Annotated in this window: 1 protein-coding gene; it reads right to left on the bottom strand. The window is 42.0% G+C overall.

The features are described 5' to 3' along the window. Window positions 1-277 precede the first annotated feature (277 nt). Window positions 278-2,455, bottom strand: coding sequence for a sulfatase-like hydrolase/transferase (locus QM529_07700; GenBank protein MDI9314538.1), 2,178 nt, complete (start codon window positions 2,453-2,455; stop codon window positions 278-280). Between the last annotated feature and the right edge of the window lie 144 nt (window positions 2,456-2,599).

Below are 2,599 nucleotides of genomic sequence, written 5' to 3'. Positions count from 1 at the left end.
CCTTGGGTTTGCTTTGTCGGCATTGCCCATTCTTATCTTGCTGGCCCTGGGCTTGGTTGGCGCGGTTATGTCCTTAGTCGGCGCAATATAGATTAGCAAAAAATTCCACGCTCAAACATAGAAGCGATAGGGCAATTTAAATTGAGCGCAACATATAGAAGCAAGTGAGGTCTGGGCTTGTATTCATGCGAATTCATTTCGCGCGAATAATATAAAGCAAGCATGTTTATCAACAAATTGCGGAGCAATTTTTTGATAAGTTATATTGCCTGCGCAATTATTTTGCTATTACGACCGATGATTCTCTCTTTTTCGCAATATTTTTAATGGTGGCGAAAAGCTTTTGATTACCGGCGGTGTTGCTATCAACAATTAAGCAAGAAGCGACAAAAGCACCCACCACCGCTGAGCGGACGTCTTCCACCTTATAACAGGTTTTTTTACCATAAAAATTTTCTAAGTATATTTTGCTGGTTGCATCCGGGCTGTCAATCGCGCCGTTGGGGGCATTGGCCAATCGCGTAGAATTAAGATTGATATAGGTTAATCCATTGCCCGTGTTGCGGATTAATACTGGCTCGATAACATCGCCCTTGCCCCCCATCGCTGGCTTGACCACAATCATCTTGGCGTAACGGCGAATATCGCCGCCAAAAATATCAACAATGGTGTAGGGCAATTGATTAAGCAAACTTATCGTCTGTTGCGATCGCGCCGCAAGATTTTGGTATCTTGCAAATAAGGCCGGATAGGTTTGTCGCGCCGCGTCATTAAAATAAATAATAAATGGCACGCGCAACATGTCATGGCGAAACCGCGACGAATCATGCCCCAAATTATAATCTGGGCTTTCGCCATGGTCAGAAAAATAAATAAAAACCACCGGATGGGGATTGTTGGCAATTTGCTTTATCGCCGCGTTGATATTGTTATCAATATAATTCATCGCGCTATCATAAGCGTCTATGGTTTTTATAAGCGAGGCTTTGCCGTCATTTTTTATAACATCGGTCAACGGCCTATCGGATAGGCTGGCATCAATTGGCGCGATAAAATTTATTGGCAGGGATTGTAAATAAGGCGTGTGACCAGCATAAGAATGCAACCAAACCAGCGTGTTGTTATTGTTGGCAAATTTTTTGCTTAACTTGCTCAACCACGGCAATAAAAAAATATTATCTTTGGTTGTGTTAAAATGCGTTTCCATGTTCCGGAAAATGGTGACCGAAAAGCTTGCCCAAGCCATGCCATCGGGTTGCGTGCTGATGTAATAGTTTTTTATACCGCTGTTAATCAGAACTTCGATTAAGGGTATCCGACTTTGCGCATCTATCGGGGTAAAAATATTTTGGTCGGTCGGTCGGAAGCTAAAAACATTTAATAACGATGGCGTGGTGTGCGAAAAAGTTGCAAAAACATTGTTGAAAACCAGCAATTTGCCGCTGGCCGCCAATTTGTCCAGGCGCGGCGTGGTTTCGCGATAATAACCATAAAGCGACCAGTGCATGGCCGAAGTTGATTCGCCTACGTAAACCACCATCTGCAACCCTTGCCTTGTCATCGACAATGGCGGCAAGAGGTTGACATATTGCACCCCCACCTCTTTTAAGAAATGGCGATGGTTGATAAACGATTTTATTGAACGGGCATAAAGCCGATGGATGGGCAGGAGTATCATTAGTGCTATTAAAAAATAATAAAAAATAGCAAAATATTTTTTGTGCGCCGGATAAACCTCCTCAACATAGTGCTTCACCACCAGCATAAGCACTACACCCAACAAGGCCACCGCCAAGGTAACGATATTACATGCAAAGCCGATACTGCTCATCAAGCTGTTGATTAATGCCCAAGCCTCCTTCAAGTCAAAATGCTGTATTTCTAAAATAGATTCATCGCCGGTGTTCCTCAAATAATCAGAAATTGATTGATAGGTTAATAGCGTAAAAAAAGACAATGGCAATAAAACAATCGGCAAGAGGTATTTCTTTTTTTTGATGGAATTAAAACTTAGCAAGCAAGCGGCGATAAAGAAAAAATAACCATCAGCTTTTAAGTTAAAAAAGATACTGGCGGCGTTAAATCGCGAACGGATACTATCCTTCCAACCGCCATTATAAATATCGGCGTGATGATAAAAAAACAAAAATACTATCAATGCCCAACCACCAATAAGCAGTGCGCGCCCCCACGCCCCGCGCCCAACAATTCCACCAAGCCCACGCCAAAGCCCCGGCCATTGTTTTGCGCGCCATTGATGATTTATCATATCACGCGCCAACCAAAACCCCAGAATCAAGGTTACGCCAAACCCAATCACCGCCGGGTCAAAAAAGAATTCTAACAGCGCAATAATAAATAGGTAAGGAAGCGATTGGCTGATTAATTGATAAGCCCGTGCCCATATATTTTTATGTCGAAAATAAAATTTTCTTCTACCCCGTGTTTTTTTCATATTCCCCTGCCACCTTATTGTTACTATAACTGCTATTTAAATTCAACTTTATTGATAAATAATAGCGATAAGATGACGCAAAAGCGGTTATTTTTCATTTGCTTTTTGTTGGCGTTTTTGCTTAAAGGGTTTTAATAAGAAATA

It is taken from the genome of Hydrotalea sp. (genome assembly GCA_030054115.1).
Taxonomy (GTDB): Bacteria; Pseudomonadota; Alphaproteobacteria; order JASGCL01; family JASGCL01; genus JASGCL01.
Note: the sequence above shows the minus strand (reverse complement) of the source record. Positions and strands in the feature narration are given on the sequence as shown.